Here is a 19675-nt window from a genome sequence, read left to right as displayed (position 1 = left end):
CCGCAACATCGAAATTCTAGTGATCTTCGTGAGCCAGACTTAAGTAAACGATAGTCAGCATCATGAAGATGAACGCCTGTAATGGGATAACCAACAAGTGGAAAGCAGCCCATAAGAAGTGCACTGGCAACTGGAACAAGCCAATTGTTGCAATCAGCAAGAAGATCAGCTCACCGGCATATAGGTTACCGAACAAACGTAACGCTAACGACAGCGGACGAGCCAACATGGTGACACTTTCAAGAATGAAGTTCACCGGGTATAACGACCAGTGGCCAAAAGGCTGGGTAGTTAATTCTTTGATGAAACCACCAAGGCCTTTAACCTTGACGGAATAATAAATAACCAGGATAAACACACCAAGCGCCAGGGCGAAGGTCATGTTAGGATCGGTAGTCGGTACCGGCTTCATGTAGATGTCAGCCAGATCCATACCGGTCGCAAAACTGATAAGAGCAGGTAATAAATCTACCGGCACCCAGTCCATGGCGTTCATCAGCATAACCCAAACAAAAATGGTTAACGCTAAAGGAGCGATTAACGGGTTTTTGCCGTGGAAAGTACTTTTCACGCTGTCGTCAACGAAACCAACGATAAGTTCAACCGCACATTGCAGTTTCCCCGGTACGCCGGTAGTAGCTTTTTTGGCCACTGAGCGGAAAATGAAAAGAAAAATCAGACCAAGAAACACCGACCAGCCTAACGTATCTAAGTGAACGGCCCAGAAGCCTTCACCAACCGTTAAATTGGCTAAATGGTGTTTAATATATTCTTGGCTGGTTAATTCAGCACCTGCAGACATATTATTATTCCCAATGATTAAAGTTTAAAAGTTAAATTTTCAAAAAAACCGGTGCCAGTAACGGCATCACCATTACCAGGCAAAATGTGCCAAAAAACGGTATCGGCATAATGACCATAAATTTAAAGGCCAGGGCGAATAACAGCGCCGTCAATACCAGTTTTAATTTCACGCCGCTGTAAAATGATTCAACAACCAATTTAGAGACGCTGGCTCCGGAGAACCTAAAGGCTTTCCAGGCGAATATAAAATTAGGGATTATCCCGATGGCACCGCCGGTTAAAGCGGATATCGCATAGGATAACCCCCAACAAAAATATGCTACTAACGCACAAGCTACGACCAGGAAAATGGAGATGCCTATTTGCTGATATGCCAGCCTACGTCCCGGTTTTACCAGATCATTTCTGCGGGATGTGGTCACCGACAACTCCATACGAAAATATTCGTAAATCTCATGCTAAATTAAAGTAAAAATCACAACTTTAAAAAGTCAGCGCAAGTATACTGATTTAAGCTTTGATTGCAACTTAATCGGGCACAGCGGCCCGGATATTTTCGAATAAATGTTGGTCTACTGGTAATATTTACAAATAAGTCACAACAGAAGGGAAATTAAGAGAATTTTGCCACTATGCCGTCAAGTTCTTCAAGGTTGGTATAAGAAATCACCAGCTTGCCTTTGCCCTTGCGGTTATGGCTGATGGAAACCTGGGAACCCAGCTTCTCAGAAAGGTTATTTTCCAACGCTAAGGTATCGGGATCTTTGACTTTTTCCGCTTTAGGCTTTTCAGGTTCCTGAACCTTTTTCACTAACGACTCGGTTTCCCGTACCGTGAGTTCTTTGGCCACAACGGTGCGTGCGGTGGTGGTTTGCAGGTCGTTTTCCAGTGCCAGCAGGGCGCGGGCATGACCCATTTCAATATCGCCATGCTCGAGCAAGGTTTTGACCTCATCGTTAAGGTTATTCAGGCGTAACAGGTTCGATACCGTGGTGCGGGATTTGCCGACCGCGTCCGCCACTTCCTGGTGGGTCAGTTCAAATTCCGTTAATAACCGCTCTAATGCAATGGCTTCTTCCATGGCATTAAGATCTTCGCGCTGAATATTTTCAATCAGGGCGATAGCAACGGCGGCTTCGTCCGGTACTTCTTTGACCAGACACGGCATCATATCAATACCGGCAAGTAAAGCCGCACGCCAGCGACGTTCACCGGCAATGATTTCATATTGCGCTTCGCCGCTGCCAGCTTCTTCGCTAAGAGCACGCACCACGATCGGCTGGATAATGCCCTGCGAGCGAATAGAATTAGCCAGTTCTTCCAGGGCTTCCGGCGACATGTCTTTGCGCGGCTGGTACTTGCCCGGTTGTAACTGCTCGATCGGCAGTTTTTGTAATTCGCTTTTTTCCAGGACTGTTTCCACCACCGGCTGCTCTGCCGGTTTAGGGGCTTCGTTGGTCAGTAATGCGTCAAGGCCGCGGCCTAAGCCTCTACGTTTTGATGGGCTCATATTGTTCCTAGAAATTAATTGGTTGCGTTTGCTACTTTTTTCGGGCTGGGCTCTTCGCGGCGTAAAATCTCACCTGCCAGGGCTAAATAGGCCTTGGCGCCGGTTGATGATTTATCATAATACATCGCCGGGGCGCCGAAACTCGGCGCTTCAGCCAAACGGACATTTCTGGGGATCACAGTGCGGTAGACTTTATCACCAAAATGACGTTTGAGCTGTTCGGAAACATCATTGGCCAGCCGGTTACGGGGATCATACATGGTACGCAATATGCCTTCAATATGCAGATCGGCATTGATCACTGCCGCCAACTTACTGATGGTGTCCATCAATGCGGTTAAACCTTCGAGGGCATAATATTCACATTGCATCGGCACCAGCACGGAATCGGCGGCGGCCATGGCATTGACCGTAAGCATATTCAGGGAAGGGGGGCAGTCGATAATGATATAATCGTATTCGTCTTTCACCGGCGCCAGGGCATTGCGTAATCTCAGCTCCCGGGCGAATACTTCCATCAGTTTGATTTCGGCAGCGGTGACATCGGCATTGGCCGCCAATAAGTCATAAACCCCGGACGTATCTTTAACTACCACCTCGGCAAAAGGTTTTTCTTCCACCAATAATTCGTAACAGCTGGCATGCACTTCGTATTTGTCGATGCCGCTGCCCATAGTGGCGTTGCCCTGAGGATCCAGGTCGATCAACAATACCTTACGTTTCGTCGCTGCCAGCGATGCAGCCAAGTTGACTGAAGTGGTGGTTTTGCCCACACCACCTTTTTGGTTAGCTACTGCGATTATTTTTCCCACAAGATCCTCTAGCGCTTTAGTTATTTATTGATTTATGAATAAAAGAATAAAGCTTAATTATATTTTCTTTAATTCTATTAAATGACGCTCACCCACTAAGTGCGGTACCTCGATTTCCGAGCCGGTCACCAGTTCGATATTGTCAGGCAAGGCGGCAATTTCTTCTAGCGGATATTGCCCTTTTAAGGCAAAAAATCGTCCGGTATCAACCGCAATTAAATGCTGACACCAGCTAACCATATCATTTAATGAGGAAAATGCGCGACTTAAAACGCCATCAAAAGGAATTTCCGGGTGATATTCTTCAACCCGACTTAATACCGGCTTGACGTTGGTTAATTTTAACTGAAAAACCACCTGGCGCAAAAAGGTAATTCTTTTGCCTAAGCTGTCTAACAGTACAAATTGGCGATCAGGGTAGAGGATCGACAACGGGATCCCGGGAAGTCCGGGGCCGGTACCGACATCGATAAAGGATTTACCATGTAATTGCGGTCCCACCATCAGGCTGTCGAGAATATGCTTAACCAGCATCTCTTCGGGATCCCGCACTGAGGTCAGGTTATAGGCTTTGTTCCATTTAACCAACAAGTCGACATATTGGATCAATAGGTCGACTTGCTGCTCAGAGATTTCCAGGGGTGTTTCACTTAACAGTGATTCCAGTTTCGCTTTTAATGTCATTAGTGTTATCAGGTTCAGGCGCTTTTACGTAATAAGCCGTGTTTTTTCAGATAAACCAATAATAACGAAATTGCCGCCGGAGTAATACCAGAAATACGCGATGCCTTGCCAATTGTTTCCGGGCGGGCGTCGGATAACTTGGCAACCACCTCATTGGAGAGGCCGGAAATCTGGCTGTAATCGAAGTCTGTTGGGATCACTGTGTCTTCATGACGTTTCTTTTTCGCGATTTCATCGATTTGACGCTCGATATAACCGGCATACTTGGTTTGAATTTCCAGTTGCTCGGCTGCCTGCTCGTCTTTAATGGCCGGACCAAAGGCTTCAATTTTCATCAGATCGTCATAACGCACTTCCGGGCGACGCAACAGATCTTCCAGGTTGGTATCCCGGCTGACCGGGTTTTTCAATAAAGGATTGAGATCTTCAACAGCATTATGATCCTTTTGCACCCAGATAGACTTTAATCGTTGACGCTCTAATTCAATGTTTTCCATTTTTTCATTAAAACGCTGCCAGCGGGCATCACAGACCAGGCCAACCTTACGGCCTTGCTCCGTTAAACGGATATCGGCATTGTCTTCACGTAATAATAAGCGGTATTCCGCGCGAGACGTAAACATGCGGTAAGGTTCTTTGGTGCCTAATGTTGAAAGATCGTCGATCAATACGCCCATATAAGCCTGATCACGACCCAAAATGAAAGGATCCAACTCTTTAACACGACAGGCAGCATTGGTTGCTGCGAGTAAACCCTGAGCACCAGCTTCTTCATAACCAGTGGTACCATTGATTTGACCGGCAAAATACAGGTTATGGATAAATTTGCTTTCCAGGGTCTGTTTCAGATCCCGTGGATCAAAGTAATCGTATTCGATCGCGTAACCCGGACGGGTAATATGGGCATTTTCAAAACCTTTGATCGAGCGTACCAGGTTCATCTGCACATCAAACGGCAAGCTGGTGGAAATACCGTTCGGGTAGATTTCGTGTGTGGTTAAGCCTTCCGGTTCAACAAAGATCTGGTGTGAGTCTTTATCGGCAAAGCGGGTGATCTTATCTTCGATAGAAGGACAATATCTTGGTCCTACGCCTTCAATGACCCCGGTATACATAGGAGAACGATCCATGCCCTGACGAATAAAATCATGGGTTTTTTCGTTGGTATGGGTGATATAACAAGAGATCTGCTCAGGATGATCCGCTTGTGATCCCATAAAGGAAAATACCGGTCTGGGTGTATCGCCAGGCTGTTCTTCCATCACAGAAAAGTCCAGGGTGCGGGCATCCAGTCTTGGCGGGGTACCGGTTTTCAGGCGATCCATTCTAAACGGCATATCACGCAGGCTGGAAGCTAAATTAACGCTGGCAGGATCACCGGCGCGACCGCCCTGATAATTATTTAAACCAATATGAATTTGTCCGGCCAGGAAGGTACCTACGGTTAAAACTACGGTTTTACCTTTAAATTTCAGGCCCATTTGTGTGGAAACACCGATCACTTGATCGTTTTCCAGGATCAGATCGTCACAAGGCTGTTGGAAAATAGTCAGATTTTCCTGGTTTTCCAGGGTTTGTCTGACAAAGGCGCGATAGAGAGCACGATCCGCCTGAGCCCTTGTGGCACGTACTGCCGGGCCTTTACTGGCATTCAAAGTTCTGAACTGTATGGCAGAGTGATCGATCGCCGTTGCCATCAGGCCGCCTAACGCATCGATCTCTTTTACCAAATGACCCTTGCCGATCCCGCCGATCGCCGGGTTACAGGACATTTGTCCCAAGGTGTCAATGTTGTGAGTTAATAACAAGGTTTTACAACCCATACGCGCCGCAGCCAGTGATGCTTCTGTACCCGCATGACCGCCACCAACAACGATTACGTCATAAGACTCTTGATACCACATAAATTTACAACCTTAGGTCAGTGAAAAAATTAAGGCGCGTATTTTACCGTTTTTTCACCAGAAGTGAAACGATCAAACGAGGAAAAAGATCTCGTCTCGATCGTTTATTAATAAAGAAGATCTATATAAAGATCTTATTATTATTTTATATTAGGATCCTGCTTTTCTGTGTATAAGTCATATTTCTTCAATAAGATCATATTAGTATTAGAGATCGGATCCTGTGATCAACTTTGGATCAAAGTCCGTATAATCTATGATCAAAAGGCCTGTTTATCCACAGGGGATCAAAATTTTTTTTATGCTCACTGAATAATAATAGAAAATTAATATCTTTTCCTCAAAGTTATTCACAATACCTTGTTTTTATCTTTGGTTTTGTGAATAACTTTTGGATAAGCCTTTTATAAAAGATCCGAATTTTCCTCGATCCACTGCTGAGCAAGATCTTCCGGATCTATATCCTGGCTCATATCTAAGGTTTTAACGGCTTTTGTACAAGTGCAACCTTTTGATATAAGTAGCTTTTCAATATTTTTTGCCGCCTGACAGAAAGTATCATAACTGCTGTCGCCGACGCCGATCGTTAGAAACTTGATCGTGGATAGATCTTCGCTGGTGGATCTTAGATCTGAGACAAATTGATCTATGTTATCCGGATAATCGCCGGCACCATGAGTTGACGTGCAAATGAGCCAGGTTTGATTTTTTTTCGTTATTTGGGCAAATTCCGGCTGTAAATGCAGCTGAGTTTGATGGCCGAGTGACTGTAAACTTTGCTCGCATGCCTCGGCAACATATTCGGTTCCCCCCAACATGCTACCCACGATAATTTGAAATGAAGACATATAACCTCGAATAATTGGCTGATCAAATCTAAAAACTTGAGGCTAATCTTACTAGGTTTTGCTTGCTGAACTGAGCTTATTTACAGGAATTTTTGCTCGTTTTTATTTAGATCAAAGTTCGAAGAGAGTGAAGTATGCAGGTTTACAGATCATTTATTTTTTGCGTATGCTGTAGGGTTCATAGGGCAAGAGTGAACTTATTAATTCAACGGGAATTTTAGTAGTAACCTGCCATTGGGGAAATCCTTTGCCTGGCGGCCAAAAATCTCTTTCCTTAAATTCCTGCTCTGATATTTGTTGCCATTCAAATACGCTGCCACCAGGAAAACTAGTACTTAACCTGTTTTCGAACTCTTCGAGTTTTGGCAAACGCATCAACCGATAAATTTTGGCGCCCGTGATCAACATTTTGGGTTTAAGCCCCAGATCCCGTTCAATTTGCAGTGGCGTTAAACCGTCAATAAATTTTTCCTGGGTGACATAACCAAGATTGTTTGTTATTGCACTTAACGGGGCTACAACTTTGATAAGCCTATTTTTACCCGTCAACTTCCAGGTTTTCATTGAGTTATATTTTACATTTTCATAAAAACTTACTGTTAAAGCCATTTGTGGTTTTCCTGTCACCGATATAAATCCACGAGCTATCTTTCTGCTAGTTGAATATAGACATATGGTGGTTGAATGCCACTTTATTACCCTGTAGCGCTTCAGGAAAATATTCTGCAATGCAGGGATACCTGGCTAACATGCCGTGCTTATTTGTGATGTTTTGTTGTTAAAGCTAGGTCAATATAACAGTAAAAATTGTTGCCATATCTTACTTAATTGTTGGTGTAGTCGGATGCCCGCTGGACTCTTTATTGAAAATACCTTGAACGTGTTCAGAGAAAAGCAATTAGCCAGCAGGAGGCAAGAGATTTATTCTTCCTGAGCCTTCCAGCGGCTAAGGCGCCGGCTTAAGGTTGATTGGGTAATAGAAATATCTTTATAGACTTCTAACCAGATCACCACTTCTTGCTGACTGGCACCATGTTGGCTGACTAACTCCAGAATATCGTTTTTAAAATCATCCAGCGGATGTTTTTTTAGTTCAGCGCGTACCGCCGCCAGTTCTTGTTTTAAGTCAGTCATTTAGTATAAATCTCTATTCTTTAATCTTGATTATATGAGTAAAAAACAGATTTTATCTTAATGCAAGTTTCAATGCATAAGTTATTCTAAAGTTAATTCATTTTTTATGATAAAAGTTATGATTTTAATTATGCATATCTTCATGCATTAAATTATGTATTTTTTGATGAGGGCTTTTAGTCTTCATGACTGTAACAGCTGTATTACCGGGCTGCAGAAAGTAGAGGTAGCCGCCTGATACATCGGCTACCTGAGTTAATATAACTGATAGGACTGTTTAAGCAAGTGATTATTTGCCGATACAAAAAGAAGAAAATATTCTGCCAAGCAGATCATCACTGGTAAATTCACCGGTGATTTGATCCAACTCCTGCTGACACAAACGTAATTCTTCAGCGAGAATCTCGCCGGCAACATAAGATTCAAGTTGATCCAAGCCGGTGATTAAATGTTGGTGGGCATTTTCCAGTGCCGTAATATGCCGTCTTCTGGCAATAAAGCCACCTTCGGTATTGCCCTGGTAGCCCATGATATCTTTCAGATGCTGTTTAAGCTCCTGGATACCCTGGCCGGTTTTTGCCGACAGGGTGACGATTTGGTGATCATTAATGTCTGTGTAGCCGGTTTGTGCTTCGCTGATATCGGCCTTGTTACGGATAATGGTTAAGCCGATATTGTCCGGTAACTTTTCAAAAAACTCCGGCCACAGCACTTTAGGATCCAAAGAATGTTCATGGCTGGAGTCCACCATAAGTAATACCCGATCCGCCTGGCTGATTTCCTGCCAAGCCCTTTCTATGCCGATTTGCTCAACCCGGTCGGAGCTTTCCCTTAAACCTGCGGTATCTATGATATGCAGCGGCATACCATCGATATGTATCTGTTCGGAAAGTACATCCCGTGTGGTGCCCTCGATATCGGTCACTATCGCGCTTTCCTTGCCGCTCAGGGCATTGAGCAGGCTGGACTTGCCGGCATTGGGCCGTCCGGCGATCACCACGCGCATGCCTTCACGGATCAAGCTGCCTTGCTGGGCCTGTTGACGCACTTTAGTAACTTCGTCAATGATGTCTTTGAGATCGTTAACGATCTTCTCATCGGCAAGAAAGTTGATCTCTTCTTCCGGAAAATCGATAGCGGCTTCGACATACATGCGCAAATGGATGACATTCTCTACCATCTGATGAATGAGTTTGGAAAAATCCCCTTGCAGTGAGTTGATTGCACAACGGGCGGCCTGCTCTGAGCTGGAGTTGATTAAATCGGCAATGGCTTCTGCCTGGGTTAGATCCAACTTGTCGTTTAGGAAGGCCTGCTCGCTGAACTCTCCCGGTTTGGCGATCCTGATTTTACCCAGGGCGAGAATTTCCTTGAGTAGCATATCCAGGATCACCGGACCGCCATGGCCGTGCAATTCAAGTACGTCTTCACCGGTAAAGGAGTTCGGGCCTTTGAAGTAAAGGGCTATTCCCTGATCCAGGGCTTGTTTGTCTGCATCTAGAAACGGCAGGTATTCGGCTTTACGTACTTCGGGTATCTTACCTAAAATCGCCATAGCGACATTTTTCGCTTCAGGGCCTGAAACCCGAATGATACCCACGCCTCCCCGGCCGGGCGCCGTTGCTTGTGCGGCTATGGTTTCCTGATAACTGTTGGAGAGGCTTTGCGTGGTCATATAAGGTTCCAAGATAAATAATGCTTAAATCGCCGCTATTATAAACGCTTAACCTGTGGCTGGGTATTTATACTGCGAAAATTATAACCGGATGACTGATAAATTTGATTTTAGGGATAAATCAACTGCAGGCAGGTTTGTTTCCAATGTGTATCCAAGATTACAGGCTGGGCTCCAGTTAATACCGGGCGGGTTACTGACATAGCTGAAGCTATTATGGCCATTAACTTGCCCGGCTTTTGCTCTGTTTACGCCATAGTCAATCTTACGTAGTTAACATTACTTCTTGCGGTTAATCACTCTCCAGCACTCCTGTGTTTCTTCTATTTTCTCCCGGTAGCCGATAACCTGATATTTGAGCCAAAAACACAGGTGCCTGATACCTTCACTGGTGTGCTCTGTGATGCATTCTGGCTCGCGGGTAATCGCTGCGAATGCATCGAACAGGAAGGCGCATTCTTCACTGAATTTGCTAAAGTCTTCACGCAGGTTGGCAAAATCGTCCGACAGCTGCTCCCTTTTGACTGCATCCTCCGTTAGGGGTAATTTTGATTCAGACATGGCAGCTTCCTCCCTTGCTACTTAACGGCGTATAGTTGCTGGCATAAGCTGCCGGTGGAAACCTGGTTATGGGGGCTGGTATATTTTCTGTTAAAGAAACTTTAACCGAGTGAAACTCTGGCATATCATTAGATTTAGCCATGATGGATACTCCTAATATCTGTTGTGGTTAGCTGTCTCTGAGTGTTCCCGCACTTAGGGGCAGCGCTTGGTTTATCTGCTGGTTCTCTTCTTTAAACACCTCCGCTGACGGGGAATTCTCCTGTTAGTGATAGTACAAAATACCGGAAAAATCAGGCTGGGTTGGCATTTAATGTTGATGTTAATTGCCGGCACTGTATTGATAGCGGTACGAAAACATCAACTACATGAAATATATGGATAAAAATAGAGGTTGATGACTTGTTGCAGGTAGCAACAGTTAAGGAAAGCATAGCCGTATTGAGTATATGTCTGGAGCCGTTATGCAGAAAAATTCATGTATAAACCCTGCGCCTTCATATCCATATAACCGCAGGATTACTTACAGGAGGTAAGTACTTAGCTTACGTCGGGAGCGTGTAAGCTGAAATACATCCGTGCATAAAAAAGGCGACCTGAGCCGCCTTAGTTTTTAGCTTAGTTATCAATCAATACAGGTATTAACTGTTCGCTTTTGCCTTTTCCAGGTTATTGAAGATGATCTTCATTTGCACGATGGAAATTACATTACTTACCAGCCAGTAAAGTACCAGGCCGGAAGGGAACCAGAAAAAGAATACGGTAAATACTACCGGCATATACTGCATCATTTTCTGCTGCATTGGATCCTGAATGGTCATCGGTTGCATTTTTTGCATGATGAACATACTGATCCCCATCAGGATTGGCAGCACATAATAAGGGTCTAAAGCTGACAGATCTTGAATCCACAGCATAAAGGGTGCATGTCTTAATTCAATACTTTCCAGGAACACCCAGTAAAGCGCCAGGAATATTGGCATTTGGATCAACAGCGGTAAACAACCACCGGCCGGATTGACTTTTTCCTTGCGGTATAACTCCATCATGGCCTGGGACATTTTTTGACGATCGTTGCCGAAACGCTCTTTTAATGCGGTCAGTTTCGGTTGCAGTTCACGCATTTTAGCCATAGAGGTATATTGCGCTTTGGTCAGGGGATACATACCGCCTTTTACGATCAAGGTGATGATGATAATGGCGATCCCCCAGTTGCCAACGCCGCCGAAGTTAAAGCTCAGACCCAGGGCTTCAAAGTCACCCGACTGGATAGTGGTCAGCAACCAGTAAAGCGGTTGGCTGATCATAAACAAGAAGCCGTAATCTATGGTCAGATCCAGGTTTTCTGCGATCTTCTCCAGTACCCGTTGATCTTTAGGGCCGACATAGAAGGTGGCCGAGGTGCTTATCTGGCTATTGGCGGCAATCGTGATCGCCGGTGCTTTAAAGCCGATCACGGCATCGCGGTTGCTGGAAAAGCTGGTATAAAGCTGGTTGTTATCCTCGGCACCCGGCACCCAGGAAGAAACAAAGTAATGTTGCAGCATGGCTACCCAGCCGCCTTGGGTCGCAGTATTCAGGTTTTGATCTTCGATGTCGTCGAAGTCATATTTTTCATAGCGCTCTTCAGAAGTCGAGTAGGCTGCACCGCGGTAGGTAGGGATTAAAGCACTTGAACCTTCGCCGTTGGCATTTTGTTTTAACTGGGCGTATAACTGCACGCTGGCATTGGCGCTGCTGTTGTTGTTAATGATATAGTCAACTTTGACGCTGTAATCATTTTTGTTAAAGGTAAATCGTTTTGTGACTGCCAGGGCTTCGCTGCCGGCATAATTGAGATCGATCACCAGTTGATCCTGATCGTCCAGGCGGTAGTCTGTATTTGCCGTTTGATAAATAGGGCGCCCGGGGATGATACGGTCCAGGCCGTTGGCGCCGGTTAAACCGCTTTGGGCGATATATTTCTGAGGACCATTTTGCATGATGGTAAAAGGAATACCATTGCCTTGCTCGGTTTCATACTTTAATAGCTTAACTTCAACAATATCACCGCCGCGGGTATCGATTTTCATTTCAAATACATCGGTGGTAACAGTGATCAGCCGGGCAGTTGCCGGAGCTGCTTGAACTTGTGGCGCACCGCTGTCCGATGGCGGCACAAAATCCTGTGTTGCTCCCTGGGATTCTTCAAAAGCCTGGCTTATTGCCGGTTCGCTGGGGGCGGGCGCATTGTCCTGTTGCCATTGGGTAAACAGCAAATAAGTAACAACGAGTAATGCAATAAACAACAAATTGCGTTGGGATTCCATAATGTGTTATTTCTCTTTTTTTGAAGTTGGCACGGGATCATCGCCCCCTGCGTTAAGTGGATGGCATTTTAATATACGTTTGCCTGCTAACCAACTGCCTTTTATCACACCAAAAGCATTTATTGCTTCAATGGCATATGTGGAGCAGGTTGGATTAAATCGGCAATTTTGGCCCAGCAGGGGGCTAAGCAGACGTTGGTAAGCTTTTATCAGGCCTATGGCTAGCGTTTTTGGCGCTGAATTATTTTTCGCCATATTTTTTCTAATTGGTGGTTTATTTCGCTGTTATCCAGCTTATCTATACCTGACTTCACCATCACCACGATATCGATACCGGGTAAATCATGTTGCTTGAGACGGAAGCTTTCCCGTACCAGGCGTTTAATCCGGTTACGTTGTACCGCCAGTTTGACGCGTTTTTTAGCCACAGCTAAACCTAACCGGTTGCGGTCAGTATTATTTGCGGTAATTAGAATGGTAAAGTGACTAGAACCATAGCGGGATGGTTTAGAAAAAACGGATTGGAATTGACCGGGAGTCAGTAATCGAGACTCCCGGTTAAACTCATAAGTAACCATGTTGGCTACCCTATCTCTTTATTTTATTAAAAAGCAAAGAGATTAAGCGCTAAGCTTTGCGCGGCCTTTAGCACGACGACGAGCAATTACGGCACGGCCGTTCTTAGTAGCCATACGAGCACGGAAGCCGTGGTTGCGCTTACGCTTTAATACACTAGGTTGAAATGTTCTTTTCATTACGCTAATCCAGTCGGTTGTTGTTGCCCTGGCAAAACAGCCGTTTCGAGCACACAGGGTTTAAAAAAGGAGCGAATTTTAAATAGTGGCGGCGCTTTTGTCAATGTTTTAGTGTAATCTAATTTGTAAGGATCGTCTGAGGATCTTTGGCCAATTTACCGCGATCGTTCAAGATCGTTTTAAAATATCCACAGTTTTATAACAATAGGGCTTGTTTTTTTAAAAAAAAGGCGTTTTTTTTATCTTTAATAGCGAAAAAATATAGTAATTTTGTTTTAGTGCTTATTTGCTCTATCCAATTCTAACCCTTTAAAATCAACCGATTAATATATTAATCATTAAAAAATGATGTTTATTTAAAAGTCAATCTTGAACTTGTGGATAACTATGGTGATAATAGCGTGAAATTATTACGACTTTTCTTTGCTCATCTGTCTCTTTTTAAGTGGTACTGCTTCGGTCATCTGTGAAGTAGATGAGATTTATTTCTGGGAGTTTTTGGTTGGATCATTCTCTTTGGCAGCGTTGCCTCTCCGTTCTTCAAGAAGAATTGCCTGCACAGCAATTTAGTATGTGGATCCGTCCGCTGCAATGTGTGGTAAATGACAATATCATGACTCTATATGCTCCCAACCGTTTTGTGCTTGATTGGGTTCGTGATAAATATGTTAATCGTATCAATGAGTTAGTATCTCTTCTTGATACCACCAATCCGCCTTTGTTAAGGTTTGATGTTGGCAGTATCCCGGAGCCGGCATCGACAGGCGGGCAGGGGGAAGCGGCAAATAAAGTGGCTCCTCAGGGACTGCCTGCGACTAAGCCGCCTGAGCCTGAGGCCAATCTGCCCAAGACCACCAATGTCAGGATCAAATATACCTTTGACAACTTTGTTGAGGGTAAATCCAACCAGCTGGCCAGGGCGGCGGCATCCCAGGTGGCGGATAACCCAGGGGCGGCATATAACCCGTTATTTATCTACGGTGCTACCGGTTTGGGTAAAACCCACTTATTGCATGCCGTGGGTAATGGCATTTTGATCAATAAACCTAAGGCAAAAATCGCCTATATGCATTCCGAGCGTTTTGTTCAGGATATGGTACGGGCACTGCAGAACAATGCCATCGAGAAATTCAAACAGTATTACCGCTCGGTAGATGCTTTGTTGATCGATGATATCCAGTTCTTTGCCAATAAAGAGCGTACCCAGGAAGAGTTCTTCCATACCTTTAATGCCTTACTTGAAGGCAATCAGCAGATCATTTTAACCAGTGATCGGTATCCGAAAGAGATTGACGGGGTAGAAGATCGTCTTAAATCCCGCTTTGGCTGGGGCCTGACCATAGCCATTGAGCCGCCGGAGCTGGAAACCCGGGTAGCGATCCTTAAACGCAAGGCTCAGGAAAGCAATATCAACCTGGCGGATGAGGTGGCCTTTTTCATTGCCAAGCGTTTACGCTCTAATGTTCGAGAGCTCGAGGGGGCGTTAAACCGGGTGATTGCCAATGCTAATTTTACCGGCCGGGCCATCACCATAGATTTTGTTCGTGAAGCACTAAGAGATTTGTTAGCTTTACAGGATAAACTTGTTACTATTGACAATATTCAGCGCACAGTAGCGGAATATTATAAAATCAAGGTCGCCGATTTATTATCCAAGCGAAGAAATCGCTCGGTTGCTAGACCCAGACAGATAGCAATGGCATTATCTAAGGAGCTCACCAATCACAGCTTGCCGGAAATAGGTGATGCTTTTGGTGGCCGCGATCATACAACTGTGCTGCATGCGTGTCGTAAAATTAAAACCTTGCGTGAAGAAACGCATGATATAAAAGAAGATTATTCAAATTTAATAAGAACGCTTTCTTCTTAGCCGACTTAAGGCTCAGGTATAAATCTAATTAGGTTATAAAAATGAATTTTTCATTAAATAGGGAATTATTGTTAAAACCACTTTTACTGGTTTCAGGTGCCGTTGAAAGAAAAAGTACACTGCCTATTTTAGGAAATATACTTTTAGATGTAAGTGGTGACTCACTCACCCTGACGGCTACTGATTTAGAACTTGAAATGGTTTCTTACACTCAGGTAGAAAACCATGCCGAAGACGGTCAGATCACGGTTCCGGCGAGAAAGCTGTTGGATATCTGTAAGAGTTTGCCGGAAAATTCCATGCTCACTTTCACCTCAGACAATGATGTCATCCGCCTGAGCACCGGCCGTAGTAAATATTCCCTGTCTACCTTGCCTGCAACCGACTTCCCCAATATTGATGAATGGAAAGGGGACGTTGAGTTTAAACTGTTAAAGTCTGAATTATTGCGCTTGATCGAAAGCACGCATTTTTCCATGGCCAACCAGGATGTGCGTTATTACCTTAATGGTATGTCGATTGAAACGGAAAATAATGAAATCCGCTCAGTGGCCACTGACGGCCATCGCTTGGCCATTTGTAAAATTGCCAATGACTCATTAGCGCTTCCTGCCCGCCAGGTGATAGTACCGCGCAAAGGCATTTTGGAGATCATACGATTACTGAGTCCGGTGGATGAAGAGATCCAGGTATTTTTGGGCTCTAACCATATTCGCATTATCGATCAGGAATTCTCTTTCACCAGTAAATTGGTGGACGGCCGGTTCCCCGATTACCGCCGGGTATTGCCGAGAAATGGCGACAAGGTATTAGAGACCGATAAAGATCAATTGCGTCAGGTATTGTCGCGTGCTTCTATTTTGTCCAATGAAAAATTTAAAGGGGTGCGTTTAAACTTCAATCAGAGCGAATTGAAGATCACCGCCAACAACCCTGAACAGGAACAGGCGGAAGAAGAGATAGAAATTAATTTCCCTTATGAAGAGTTAGAAATCGGTTTTAACGTCAGTTATGTATTAGACGTGCTTAATGCCATCAAAGATTCTGAGGTGAAATTTACCCTGGCGGATGCCAATAGCAGTGTGGTGATTGAAGGCTGCAATTCCGGTGAAGCTTTATATGTAGTTATGCCAATGCGATTGTAATGAGTGTTGTTAGTTTAATCACACAAAATTTTAGAAATCTCAGCGGAAAAAAAATAATTTTTCACCCGGATTTAAATTTTATTATCGGGGATAACGGCAGCGGTAAAAGCAGCCTGTTAGAAGCATTATTTTATCTTGGTCATGGCAAATCGTTTCGTACCACTAAAACCGAAAGTTTAGTGAGTTTTAGCCATGAGCAATTTGTCGCCAATATTACCGACAGCCAGGATCGCCGTATGGGCATCAGTCGGAATGTGCTGACCAGCCAAACCGAAATTAAAGTAGACGGCGAGCGACAGTCTCGTCTGTCGGATTTGGCAAAAAATATCGCGGTACAAATTGTTACCCCGGAAAGTTTTAAACTCTTTTTTGGTGGACCGAAGGAGCGTCGTCGCTTTATTGATTTAGGATTGTTTCACGTGAAACATAACTTTGCCAAACAGTGGCGGGACTTTTCAAAAGTACTGAAACAAAGAAATGCCGGCATCCGTAATTTAATGGACCCTGGTTTACGTCGTTATTGGACCGAGCTATTCTGCCAGCATTCGATATCGGTTGCCGATAGCAGGCAAGAGTATATCAATGAGTTTGTTAATGAATTAAATGTCTGGTTAGGGCTGTTATTACCCTCAATTGCTGACGAAATTACGGTACAATATTCTCGCGGCTGGAATAAAAAAAGAGAGCTGCTTGATGTCCTCAATGAAAACGAGGACAAAGAATTAAAATACGGTTCAAGCCTGTACGGGGCACATAAGTTTGATGTGAAATTTATTTTGCATAAGAACCCGATAGATTTTCAGCTGTCCCGGGGACAACAAAAGTTGTTTTTACTCGCGTTAACTTTCGCCCAGGCGAAATTAATCGAAAAAGTTAAACGAGTAAAACCAATTTTATTGATAGACGATATCGGCGCCGAGCTGGATACCGGTTCAAGGGCTTTGGTGTCGGATGCGATAAAAGAACTACATTGTCAGGTGATCCTGACCGCAATTGATAAATTGGTTTTGGTGCCCTTGGTACCAGAGGATGAAAATTACCAGATGTTTCACGTGGAACATGGTGAAATATCAGCAATGAGTGAATAGGCTAAAGCTATGACAGTAGAAAATGAATATGACTCTTCCAGTATCAAAGTACTGAAAGGTCTGGACGCGGTTCGTAAAAGACCTGGTATGTATATAGGTGATACCGATGATGGCACAGGTTTGCATCATATGGTATTTGAGGTCCTGGATAATTCTATCGATGAAGCCTTAGCTGGTCACTGTAGTGATATTGTCGTTAAGATACATCTTGATGGTTCGGTATCGGTTCGTGATGACGGTCGTGGTATTCCGACAGAAATTCACCCGGAAGAAGGGGTATCTGCTGCCGAAGTTATTATGACGGTACTTCATGCCGGTGGTAAATTCGGTGGTGAAGATTCCGGTTATAAAGTTTCCGGTGGTCTGCATGGTGTTGGTATTTCCGTGGTAAATGCTTTAAGTAGCAAACTGAAACTGAGCATCCGTCGTGAAGGGAAACTGCACGAGCAGATTTATCATATGGGTGAGCCGGAAGAGCCGCTGAAGATTGTCGGTGAAAGTGAAAAGACCGGAACCGAAGTGCGTTTCTGGCCAAGTGAAGATACTTTCTCCGATGTGGTTTTCCACTACGACATCTTAGTTAAACGTATCCGTGAACTTTCTTTCCTGAACTCAGGTGTTTCTATCCGTTTAATTGATGAACGTGAAGAAGGCCGTGAAGAGCACTTCCATTATGACGGTGGTATCCAGGCATTTGTTGATTACTTAAATACCAACAAAACCCCAGTGAACGAAGAAATCTTCTATTTCGATCTGGCCCGTGAAGACGGCATAGTGGTGGAAGTGGCGATGCAATGGAACGACGGCTTCCAGGAAAATATCCACTGTTTCACCAACAATATTCCCCAGCGGGATGGCGGTACTCACTTAAGTGGTTTCCGTACGGCATTAACCCGTACCCTGAATTCTTATATGGTCAAAGAAGGGCTCAATAAAAAAGCCAAAGGCGGCGGTGAAACCAATGCTTCCGGTGATGATGCCCGTGAAGGTTTGACCGCAGTAATCTCGGTGAAAGTACCTGATCCCAAGTTCTCTTCACAAACCAAAGACAAGCTGGTTTCTTCCGAAGTGAAAAGTGCGGTAGAACAGGCCATGGGTGAGAAGCTGGGTGAGTACCTGCTGGAAAAACCTGTGGTGGCTAAAACCATTATCATGAAAATTATCGATGCCGCCCGTGCCCGTGAAGCTGCCCGTAAAGCGCGTGAAATGACACGACGCAAAGGCGCATTAGATATTGCCGGCCTGCCCGGTAAACTTGCCGATTGCCAGGAAAAAGACCCTGCGCTCTCCGAACTTTATATTGTGGAAGGGGACTCTGCTGGCGGTTCAGCCAAGCAGGGTCGTAACCGTAAAAACCAGGCCATCCTACCGTTGAAAGGTAAAATCCTGAACGTGGAAAAAGCCCGTTTCGATAAGATGATTTCTTCTCAGGAAGTTGGCACCCTGATCACCGCCTTAGGTTGTGGTATCGGCCGTGACGAATACGACCCGGAGAAATTACGTTATCACAGCATCATTATCATGACCGATGCTGATGTCGATGGTTCCCATATCCGTACTCTGCTGCTGACTTTCTTCTACCGTCAAATGCCGGAAATCATGGAGCGCGGTTATGTTTATATTGCCCAGCCGCCGCTATATAAAGTGAAAAAAGGCAAGCAAGAGCGTTACATTAAAGATGACGAAGCCTTAACCGAATACCTGACCACCCTGGCATTAGACAATGCCGCGATTCATGTAAATGAATCTGCCCCGGGTATCAGCGGTGTAGGTCTGGAACAGTTAGTGAACCAGTACCGTCAAACCATGGATATTATCAAGCGGGTATCTCGCCAGATCCCGGCAGATATTCTTGAGAAAATGATCTACGGCAGCATGATTGCTCCTGCTGATTTTGCCGATAAAGCCAAGGTTGAAGCCTGGACCCAGAGCCTGTTGGCACAGTTAGATGCCCAGGATGGTAATGGTTCCATTTATACCGTTGACGTAAAACATGATCAGGAACGTAATATTTACTACCCGAGTTTTAATGTCAGACAGCACGGTATCGATAAGCTTTATGACTGCGGTTATGAGTTTATTGAGTCGAAAGAATTTGCCAACATTTTAAAACTTAACGATGCTATCAATGGCCTGATGGAAGAAGGCGCTTATGTTAAGCGCGGTGAAAAAGTTCAGCCGGCCACAAGTTTCGAACAGGCATTAAACTGGTTAATGGCAGAATCTAAGCGTGGACAATATATTCAGCGCTATAAAGGACTGGGTGAGATGAACCCGGATCAGCTGTGGGAAACTACCATGGACCCTGAAACCCGTCGTATGTTGCAGGTGACCATTGAAGATGCCATTGCCGCCGATCAACTGTTTAATACCCTGATGGGGGATCACGTTGAACCACGTAGAAACTTCATCGAAGATAATGCGTTAAAAGTATCTAATTTAGATATCTAGTTCAGCGCACTTGTAGTATAAATTAATGCCCGATCACCACATCGGGCATTTTTGTTAAAAACTTAACCAAAAATAAAATTAGGCGAGTTGTTATCTAGTGCAAGTGATTCCTTGCAAGTAATTAT

Annotated in this window: 19 protein-coding genes; 4 read left to right on the top strand and 15 right to left on the bottom strand. The window is 44.6% G+C overall.

What is annotated here, in order from left to right; all coding sequences use genetic code 11:
- Positions 1 to 16: 16 nt before the first annotated feature.
- The 15 genes from atpB to rpmH form a co-directional block, all read right to left on the bottom strand.
- On the bottom strand, positions 17 to 802 hold the full coding sequence (gene atpB / locus QL234_RS17260) for a F0F1 ATP synthase subunit A (protein ID WP_281559049.1): 786 nt from the start codon (positions 800 to 802) through the stop codon (positions 17 to 19).
- Between the two features lie 31 nt (positions 803 to 833).
- A complete protein-coding gene (locus QL234_RS17255; RefSeq protein WP_281559048.1) occupies positions 834 to 1226 on the bottom strand; it encodes an ATP synthase subunit I in 393 nt (130 codons plus the stop codon).
- A 191-nt stretch (positions 1227 to 1417) separates the two neighbouring features.
- The gene (locus tag QL234_RS17250) at positions 1418 to 2314 is read right to left on the bottom strand and encodes a ParB/RepB/Spo0J family partition protein (RefSeq protein WP_281559047.1); all 897 of its coding nucleotides are present in this window, start codon (positions 2312 to 2314) and stop codon (positions 1418 to 1420) included.
- Between the two features lie 14 nt (positions 2315 to 2328).
- Positions 2329 to 3126, bottom strand: a complete 798-nt coding sequence (locus tag QL234_RS17245) for a ParA family protein (protein WP_044833130.1) — start codon at positions 3124 to 3126, stop codon at positions 2329 to 2331.
- A 57-nt stretch (positions 3127 to 3183) separates the two neighbouring features.
- Positions 3184 to 3810 (bottom strand): 16S rRNA (guanine(527)-N(7))-methyltransferase RsmG, encoded by a 627-nt coding sequence (rsmG, locus tag QL234_RS17240; RefSeq protein WP_281559046.1) that lies wholly within the window; start codon positions 3808 to 3810, stop codon positions 3184 to 3186.
- Positions 3811 to 3824: 14 nt separating this feature from the next.
- Positions 3825 to 5714, bottom strand: a complete 1890-nt coding sequence (gene mnmG / locus QL234_RS17235; protein ID WP_281559045.1) for a tRNA uridine-5-carboxymethylaminomethyl(34) synthesis enzyme MnmG — start codon at positions 5712 to 5714, stop codon at positions 3825 to 3827.
- Between the two features lie 404 nt (positions 5715 to 6118).
- Complete coding sequence (locus QL234_RS17230; RefSeq protein WP_281559044.1) at positions 6119 to 6562, bottom strand: flavodoxin domain-containing protein; 444 nt, start codon at positions 6560 to 6562, stop codon at positions 6119 to 6121.
- A 153-nt stretch (positions 6563 to 6715) separates the two neighbouring features.
- Positions 6716 to 7171, bottom strand: coding sequence for a hypothetical protein (locus tag QL234_RS17225; RefSeq protein WP_281559043.1), 456 nt, complete (start codon positions 7169 to 7171; stop codon positions 6716 to 6718).
- A 312-nt stretch (positions 7172 to 7483) separates the two neighbouring features.
- Positions 7484 to 7696 carry a hypothetical protein gene (locus QL234_RS17220; protein WP_281559042.1) on the bottom strand — a complete coding sequence of 71 codons (213 nt, stop codon included), beginning with the start codon at positions 7694 to 7696 and terminating at the stop codon, positions 7484 to 7486.
- Between the two features lie 289 nt (positions 7697 to 7985).
- Complete coding sequence (mnmE, locus tag QL234_RS17215) at positions 7986 to 9371, bottom strand: tRNA uridine-5-carboxymethylaminomethyl(34) synthesis GTPase MnmE (protein ID WP_281559041.1); 1386 nt, start codon at positions 9369 to 9371, stop codon at positions 7986 to 7988.
- 279 nt (positions 9372 to 9650) lie between these two features.
- Positions 9651 to 9932, bottom strand: a complete 282-nt coding sequence (locus QL234_RS17210; protein ID WP_044833938.1) for a hypothetical protein — start codon at positions 9930 to 9932, stop codon at positions 9651 to 9653.
- Between the two features lie 641 nt (positions 9933 to 10573).
- Complete coding sequence (yidC, locus tag QL234_RS17205; protein ID WP_281559040.1) at positions 10574 to 12241, bottom strand: membrane protein insertase YidC; 1668 nt, start codon at positions 12239 to 12241, stop codon at positions 10574 to 10576.
- Between the two features lie 6 nt (positions 12242 to 12247).
- Positions 12248 to 12496 (bottom strand): membrane protein insertion efficiency factor YidD, encoded by a 249-nt coding sequence (gene yidD, locus QL234_RS17200; protein WP_281559039.1) that lies wholly within the window; start codon positions 12494 to 12496, stop codon positions 12248 to 12250.
- A complete protein-coding gene (rnpA, locus tag QL234_RS17195) occupies positions 12463 to 12819 on the bottom strand; it encodes a ribonuclease P protein component (protein WP_044833139.1) in 357 nt (118 codons plus the stop codon). The genes yidD and rnpA overlap by 34 nt, the downstream gene beginning before the upstream one ends.
- A gap of 42 nt (positions 12820 to 12861) precedes the next feature.
- A complete protein-coding gene (rpmH, locus tag QL234_RS17190) occupies positions 12862 to 12996 on the bottom strand; it encodes a 50S ribosomal protein L34 (protein ID WP_068547039.1) in 135 nt (44 codons plus the stop codon).
- A gap of 502 nt (positions 12997 to 13498) precedes the next feature.
- Here rpmH and dnaA point away from each other — a divergent pair.
- The 4 genes from dnaA to gyrB are packed head-to-tail and all read left to right on the top strand — an operon-like array spanning position 13499 to position 19550.
- Positions 13499 to 14866, top strand: coding sequence for a chromosomal replication initiator protein DnaA (gene dnaA, locus QL234_RS17185; protein WP_281559038.1), 1368 nt, complete (start codon positions 13499 to 13501; stop codon positions 14864 to 14866).
- Positions 14867 to 14907: 41 nt separating this feature from the next.
- Positions 14908 to 16011 (top strand): DNA polymerase III subunit beta, encoded by a 1104-nt coding sequence (gene dnaN / locus QL234_RS17180; protein WP_281559037.1) that lies wholly within the window; start codon positions 14908 to 14910, stop codon positions 16009 to 16011.
- Positions 16011 to 17099, top strand: coding sequence for a DNA replication/repair protein RecF (gene recF, locus QL234_RS17175; RefSeq protein ID WP_281559036.1), 1089 nt, complete (start codon positions 16011 to 16013; stop codon positions 17097 to 17099). The genes dnaN and recF overlap by 1 nt, the downstream gene beginning before the upstream one ends.
- Positions 17100 to 17108: 9 nt before the next feature.
- Positions 17109 to 19550 carry a DNA topoisomerase (ATP-hydrolyzing) subunit B gene (gene gyrB, locus QL234_RS17170; RefSeq protein ID WP_281559035.1) on the top strand — a complete coding sequence of 814 codons (2442 nt, stop codon included), beginning with the start codon at positions 17109 to 17111 and terminating at the stop codon, positions 19548 to 19550.
- The last annotated feature ends 125 nt before the right edge of the window (positions 19551 to 19675 follow it).

Origin of the sequence: Thalassomonas sp. RHCl1 (genome assembly GCF_947387555.1) — a bacterium.
Classification (GTDB): domain Bacteria; phylum Pseudomonadota; class Gammaproteobacteria; order Enterobacterales; family Alteromonadaceae; genus Thalassomonas.
Note: the sequence above shows the minus strand (reverse complement) of the source record. Positions and strands in the feature narration are given on the sequence as shown.